Source organism: Streptomyces sp. 8K308 (assembly GCF_004348315.1).
Classification (GTDB): Bacteria; Actinomycetota; Actinomycetes; order Streptomycetales; family Streptomycetaceae; genus Streptomyces.
In genome coordinates, this window is the sequence record NZ_SMKC01000388.1 from 1 (window position 1) to 6,271 (window position 6,271).

Annotated in this window: 6 protein-coding genes and 2 pseudogenes; 5 read left to right on the forward strand and 3 right to left on the reverse strand. The window is 74.1% G+C overall.

The genetic code is table 11. The features are described 5' to 3' along the window. Window positions 1-430, forward strand: a pseudogene (locus E1265_RS37480) (hypothetical protein); the annotation flags it as partial. A gap of 157 nt (window positions 431-587) precedes the next feature. On the opposite strand, the gene E1265_RS32025 reads toward E1265_RS37480, so the two are convergent. Next, window positions 588-1,070, reverse strand: a complete 483-nt coding sequence (locus E1265_RS32025; RefSeq protein WP_132934469.1) for an Rrf2 family transcriptional regulator — start codon at window positions 1,068-1,070, stop codon at window positions 588-590. Between the two features lie 100 nt (window positions 1,071-1,170). Between E1265_RS32025 and E1265_RS32030 the strand changes: the two genes are divergently transcribed. The 3 genes and pseudogenes from E1265_RS32030 to E1265_RS32040 all read left to right on the forward strand — a co-directional run. After that, the gene (locus E1265_RS32030; RefSeq protein ID WP_132934470.1) at window positions 1,171-2,382 is read left to right on the forward strand and encodes an MFS transporter; all 1,212 of its coding nucleotides are present in this window, start codon (window positions 1,171-1,173) and stop codon (window positions 2,380-2,382) included. A 124-nt stretch (window positions 2,383-2,506) separates the two neighbouring features. Beyond that, window positions 2,507-3,646 (forward strand): aminotransferase class I/II-fold pyridoxal phosphate-dependent enzyme, encoded by a 1,140-nt coding sequence (locus tag E1265_RS32035; RefSeq protein ID WP_132934471.1) that lies wholly within the window; start codon window positions 2,507-2,509, stop codon window positions 3,644-3,646. Window positions 3,647-3,735: 89 nt separating this feature from the next. Continuing rightward, a pseudogene (locus E1265_RS32040) lies at window positions 3,736-4,146 on the forward strand (TetR/AcrR family transcriptional regulator C-terminal domain-containing protein); the annotation flags it as partial. 36 nt (window positions 4,147-4,182) lie between these two features. Here E1265_RS32040 and E1265_RS32045 read toward each other — a convergent pair. Next, the gene (locus E1265_RS32045) at window positions 4,183-5,061 is read right to left on the reverse strand and encodes an RNA polymerase sigma-70 factor (RefSeq protein ID WP_132934472.1); all 879 of its coding nucleotides are present in this window, start codon (window positions 5,059-5,061) and stop codon (window positions 4,183-4,185) included. Window positions 5,062-5,257: 196 nt separating this feature from the next. On the opposite strand from E1265_RS32045, the gene E1265_RS32050 reads away from it, so the two are divergent. After that, window positions 5,258-5,743 (forward strand): carboxymuconolactone decarboxylase family protein, encoded by a 486-nt coding sequence (locus tag E1265_RS32050; RefSeq protein WP_132934473.1) that lies wholly within the window; start codon window positions 5,258-5,260, stop codon window positions 5,741-5,743. A gap of 86 nt (window positions 5,744-5,829) precedes the next feature. On the opposite strand, the gene E1265_RS37485 is transcribed toward E1265_RS32050, so the two are convergent. Beyond that, window positions 5,830-6,271, reverse strand: a 442-nt coding sequence (locus tag E1265_RS37485; RefSeq protein ID WP_165953950.1) for a hypothetical protein, incomplete at its 5' end; no start/stop codon positions are given.

Here is a 6,271-nt window from a genome sequence, read left to right on the forward strand (position 1 = left end):
CCCCACCACCCCGACCGAGGACGCGCCGACGTACCAGGACCCGACGTATCCGACGCAGGGGCCGACGACGCCGAGCGAGCCGACGACGGACGAGCCGACCAGCCCGGGCACCACCGGCGGTTCGACCGACGGCGGCACGGGTGGCTCGACCGGAACCGGTGGCACGGGCGACACCTCGGGATCCACCGGCGGCAGCCCGACGGGTGGCACGGAAGGCGGCACGTCGGACGGCGGCACCTCCGATGGTGGCGCGACGGACGGCGGCACCTCCGACGGCGGTGCGACGGACGGCGGCGAGTCGGAGGGCGGCACGACCGAGGGCGAGACCGAGGGCGGCACCGACTCCGGCGCCGTCGAAGGCGACACGAACACCGCGGCCGGCGGCCCGCCGGCGCCCGCCGAGACGCCGACGGAGACCCCCACCGCGTAGCCGGGTCCGCCGGGGCGGGAGGGGCTACCCGCCCGCGTGCCGTGCACGGCTACGTCACCGCCCCCCTGCTGGCCGGGCGCCGCGCCGCGTCCGGGGGCGCTGGCCCGCGGCGAGAGGAGCCGGCGCCCCTCCCGCGACCGGCGCGCGGGTCAGGGGATCAGCCGTGGTCGGCCGTCAGCCAACCGCGCACGGCGGCCATCGCGGTGCCCTCGCTGTCGGCGTCGATGGCCGCCGCCAGGTCGGCGACGGTGATGCCTTCGAGGGCCGCGGCCCAGGCGCTCTCGGCGGCTGCCATGGCCCGGGCGATGGCGCAGGGCCGCGCGCACCGCTCGGCGGGCACCGCGATTGGGCCACGTTGCCTGAGCTCGGTGCACCGGTAGGCGGGGTCGGCGCCGTCGACGGCCCGGACGACCTCCAGCACGGGGATCGCGTGCGCCGGCCGGGTGAGGGCATAGCCGCCGACCTGGCCGGGCGTCGAGCGCACGACGCCGGCCCGGGAGAGCGCCTGCAGGTGTTTGGCGAGGTAGGCCGGAGGGGTGCCGTGCAACTCGGCGAGCCGGGTGGCCGGCACGGGATCCCGGCTCTGGCTGAGCGTGACACAGCAGTGCAGCGCCCACTCCACCCCGTTCGACAGCTTCATGGGGACAGCCTACCCGTATCTCGGACATCCGTTATCCGGATTCCGTGATAGAACTCGGATAGAAAACATCCGAGTTGAGCGTTCGGGGAGTCCTGCCGCCATGCCACACACGCGAGATCGATCCGGGCCGACCGAGGTCCCGTCACGCACCGCCCTGGGCGCGGCCGCTGTGGCGCTGTTCGTCGCGGCCGCGAACCTACGGCCGGCGATCGCCGCCGTGTCCCCCCTGGCGGACCGCATACGCGCCGACCTGGACCTGTCGGCCACGGGGGTCGCGCTGCTGACCACCATCCCAACGCTGGCGATGGGGATCTGCGCACCCCTCGCGGCGGTCGTCGGCCGGCGGCTCGGGCTGCGGCGCGGCGTGCTGCTCGGCCTCGCCATCGTCGCCGTGGCGACGGCGCTGCGCGGGCTCGGCCAGTCGACCTGGCTGCAGTTGAGCTGCGCGGCCGCCGCCGGCACCGGCATCGCGATCGCGCAGACCCTGCTGCCGGCCGTGGTGAAGACACGATTCGCCGACCGAGCGGGTCTGATCACCGGCGTCTACACCGCCGGCCTCGGCCTGGGCGGCGCGATCGCCGCCGGACTCAGCGCGCCCCTCGCGGACGCGCTCGACTCCTGGCCGGGGGCGCTCGCCTCGTGGTCGGTGGTGGCGCTGACCGGCATGGCGGTGTGGACGGCCGCGGGACGGTCCCTGCGGCTCGACGAGGCCATGGCCACGGCCGGTCCGGCCACCAGCGGCCTGCCGTGGCGCAGCGGCACGGCCTGGCTCATCACCGCGCTGGCCGCCGGCAACTCCGCGCTGTACTACTGCGAGTTGGCCTGGGTGGTGCCCCTCCTGCGGGAGGACGGCGGGTACTGCGCCGGCGGCGCCGGGGGGCTGCTCACCGCGTTGATCTCCCTCCAGGTCGTCGCGATGCTGGCCGTACCCGCGCTGCTCGGCGAGCGGCGGGACGCGCGCGTCGGCCTGGCCCTCACCATGACGCTCACCGGCGTCGGCTTCCTGGGGCTCGCGACCGCTCCGGGCACCGCGACCTGGCTGTGGATCGCCGCACTCGGCGTCGGCCACGGCGGCCTCTTCACCCTCGTCCTGGCCCTGCCCGCGGTGATCGGCCGCGATCCCGGTGAGGCCGGCCGGATCAGCGCGATGGCGTTCTTCGTCGGCTACGGCTGCGCGGCGCTCGCCCCGCTGCTGGTCGGCGCCCTACGCGACGCCACCGGCGACTTCCACCTCGCCTTCGGCCTGCTCGGCGGGGTGTGCGTGGCGCTGCTGCCGGCCATCGCCGGGCTGCGGAGAGCCGCCGCCGGCTGACGCCGGTCGCTGACGGGTTGGCGGGCTGGCGACATCACCTGTCGTCCCGGCGGAAGCGGAACCGGCCCGGCCGCGCCGATGATTAGGGGAAGACCCCTTCTCTCACCCAAGGAGCCCGCACGACATGGGTGTTCTGTCGATTGATCCGCTCCCCACCCTCAGGCAGCGCCGGAGCGCGAAGTGGCGCACCTACCCGGACGACGTCCTGGCTCTCACGGTCGCGGAGATGGACGTTCCGCTGGCCGAGCCCGTCGTCAGGGTCCTGCGCGAGGCGATCGGTCGATCCGACACCGGCTACGCGGCACCCACCGGCGAGCTCGCCGAGGCGGTCGGCGGATACGCCAGGCGCAGCTGGGGCTGGGCGATCGACCCCGACCACGTGCGGACCGTCGTCGATGTCGGCATGGGCATCGTCGAGATCCTCCGCCGCGTCGTCGGCCAGGGCGACCGCGTGGTGATCAGCCCGCCGGTGTACGAGCCGTTCTCCTGGTGGATACGGGAGGTCGGGGCCCAGCCGGTCGAGGCCCCGCTGGTCGAGGGGCCGGCCGGCTGGCGGCTCGACCTGGACGCCCTGGAGCACGCCTTCGCGGCCGGGGCGTCGGCGTACCTGCTGTGCAACCCGCACAATCCGGTCGGCCTGGTGCACCCCCGCGAGGACCTGATGGTCCTCGCCGAACTCGCCGACCGGTACGGCGTCCACGTGCTGTCCGATGAGATCCACGCCCCGCTGGTGCTGCCCGGTGCCGAGTTCGTCCCCTTCCTCTCGGTCTCGGACGAGGCGCGGCGGCGGGGGTTCTCGTTCCTCTCGGCCAGCAAGGGCTGGAACCTGGCGGGGCTCAAGGCAGCCACGGTGATCACCGCCGACCCGGCGCAGAAGCGGTACGCTGACCGGCTCTCGCCGCACTCGCTCTACCGCACCGGGCACCTCGGGGTGCTGGCCACGGTCGCCGCCTTCACCGAGGGCGACGCCTGGCTCGCCGACGTCCGCGCCCTGCTCGACCACAACCGGCGGCTGCTGGCCGAGCTCCTGGCCGAACTGCTGCCCGCCGCCCGCTACCGGCCGCCGGCGGCCAGCTTCCTCGCCTGGCTCGACCTCCGCGCCCTCGGCTGGGGCGACGACCCCACACCCCGCATCCTCGACACCGCCCGGGTCGCCCTGAATGCCGGCCTCCGCTACGGCCCGTCCGGCGTCGGCCACGTCCGCCTCAACTTCGGCTGCTCGCCCGAGACCCTGACGGAGGCCGTCACCCGAATCGCCGCCTAGGCCACGCCTAGACCGGATCGCGGGGGCCGCCGGCGTGGGCGAGGGCGCTGGGGGTTCGGCAGCCGACGATCGCCGGGGCCTCCCGGACGAGCGCCATGCGGCACCGCGCGGTCTCCGCCCGCGCCGCCCTCCGGCGTCATCCGTGGGCCGTCGGCCTGATGGACTCCCGATCCCAGCCCGGACCCGCGATCCTGCGCCACCACGACGCCGTGCTCGGAGCGTTGCGCGCCGGGGGATTCTCCGTGCCGATGACCGCGCACGCCGTCTCACTGATCGACAGCTACCTGTACGGCTTCGTGCTCCAGGAGTTGAGCCTGCCGTTCAGCGGCACGGCGGAGCTGGGCGAGGTCGCGGGCGCCATCCTGCGCGAGACGTCCGCCGACACCCACCCGCACCTCGCCGAGCTCGCCGTCGAGCACGTCCTCAGGCCCGGCTACGCCTACGCCGACGAGTTCGCCTTCGGTCTCGCCCTCATCCTCGACGCGCTCCACCCGGACGAGCCCACGAGCGGTCAGGCCGGTCAGGCCCTGTCCGGTTCAGCGGCTCACCGCGGTCTCGTGGCCGATGCGCGACAGCTTCTCGGGGTTGCGCACGACGTAGAGCCCGGTGATGAGGCCGTCGTCGACCCGCACCGTCAGGACGCTGTCCTCCCTGCCCGCCACCCGCACGATCAGCGCGGGGTGCCCGTTGATCCGCGCCGGCCGCAGCGAGGCCGTGGCGGAGAGCCGGCCCAGCACGTCGCTCACCTGCTCGGCGCCCACCACGGGTGCCAGCGCGGCACGCACCACTCCGCCGCCGTCGGTCAGCAGGACGACGTCCGGCGCGAGGACATCGAGCAGGCGTCGCATGTCGCCCGTCTCGACGGCCTGTTTGAAGGCGTCCAGCGCGTCGCGGGTCCTGGCCGGCGGAACGGTCTCCCGGGGGCGGCGCGCGGCGACGTGGGCCCGCGCGCGGTGGGCGATCTGGCGGACGGCCGCCGGGGTCTTGCCCACCGCGTCAGCGATCTCGTCGTACCCGAGGTCGAACACCTCGCGCAGCACGAACACCGCACGCTCCGTCGGCCCGAGCGTCTCCAGCACCAGCAGCATCGCCATCGAGACGCTGTCGGCCAGCTCGACGTCCTCGGCCACGTCGGGCGCGGTCAGCAGCGGCTCGGGCAGCCAGGGGCCGACGTAGGACTCCCTGCGTCGGCGAAGCGCGCGCAGCCGGCTCAGCGCCTCCCGGGTGGTGACGCGGACCAGGAAGGCGCGCTGGTCGCGCACCGTGCCGAGGTCGACGCCCGCCCAGCGCAGCCAGGTCTCCTGCAGGACGTCCTCGGCGTCGGCGGCCGAGCCGAGCATCTCGTAGGCGACCGTGAACAGCAGGTTGCGATGGGCGACGAACGCCTCGGTGTGTCGCTCGCCGCACTCGTCCATGTTCCGGCTCCCGCCTGTTCGTTCCCGACCGCGTCACCCATGAGAAGCCGGCCCACGCCGCCGTGTGACACCCACCGCTGGTGGCGTACGTCACAGCGCCGAGCTGTCACGGGGACCGGGTGGTCGGCTTCTCCATGGTCGTCACGATGCCGCGCCAACGAGCCGCGGCACCCGGTCCACGAGTGAGGACGAGTCGATGGAACCCCGTATCAACCTGATGACCAACCGAATCGGCGCCAAGGTCAGCAAGCGGATCTACGCCGTCAACCTGGCGATCCAGGAGGCGTCGCTGCCGAAGTCCCTCCAGGAGTTGGTGGAGCTGCGCGCCAGTCAGATCAACGGCTGCGGTTGGTGCGTTGACGTCCACACCAAGGAGGCAGCGAACGCCGGCGAGTCCGCGGTGCGGATCAACCTGGTCGCCGCCTGGCGCGAGTCCACCGTCTTCACCGAGGCCGAGCGCGCCGCGCTGGCGCTCGCCGAGGAGGGCACCAGGCTCGCCGACGCGCACCAGGGCGTGTCCGACGCGACCTGGGCCCAACTGCGCGAGCACTACGACGACGACCAGATCGCCGCGCTGGTCTCGCTGGTCGCCATGATCAACGCCGCCACCCGGCTCGGCGTGATCACGCGCATGCGCGGCGGCTCCTACGCCCCCGGCATGTTCGCCGGCCTCTCGGACTGACCGGAGGCGAACTGGGCACGGCCCGGGAGCGAGCGACCCCGGGCCGGGCCGTGCCGGGCGCCTGGAGCGACCGGTCGGAGAACGGGTCAGGCGGCGGTCGTGAGGGCGGCTGCCCAGGCCCGGACGGCCTGGAGGTGTTCGGGTTGAATGCCGACGCGGTGTTGGGGCTGGACGAGGAGGGTGGCGCGACCGCCGGTCGTGCGCGCCGTGGCCCACATGTGATCGGCGGGGGTGAAATCGTCGTCGATCCAGGCGAACGGGGCCCTGGCGGCGTGTTCGGCGAGGTGGTCGCGCTTCCAGAGGTACCCGTCGGGGTGGCTCGTCGTCAGTTGGCGGTGTGGGAGGGAGACGTGGGGCCAGGCGGGGAGACCGAGGCGGGGCGCGATGAGGCGGGAGGCGTCCTCGCGCCAGCTCGTGCACCAGACGGGGGTCAGTCCGGTGTCGGCGATGAGCGCTCGCAGCTGGGTGCCGTGGTGGGGGTTGAGCCAGATCTTGACGGGCCTGTCGTAGCCGGCGGGGGTGACGTGG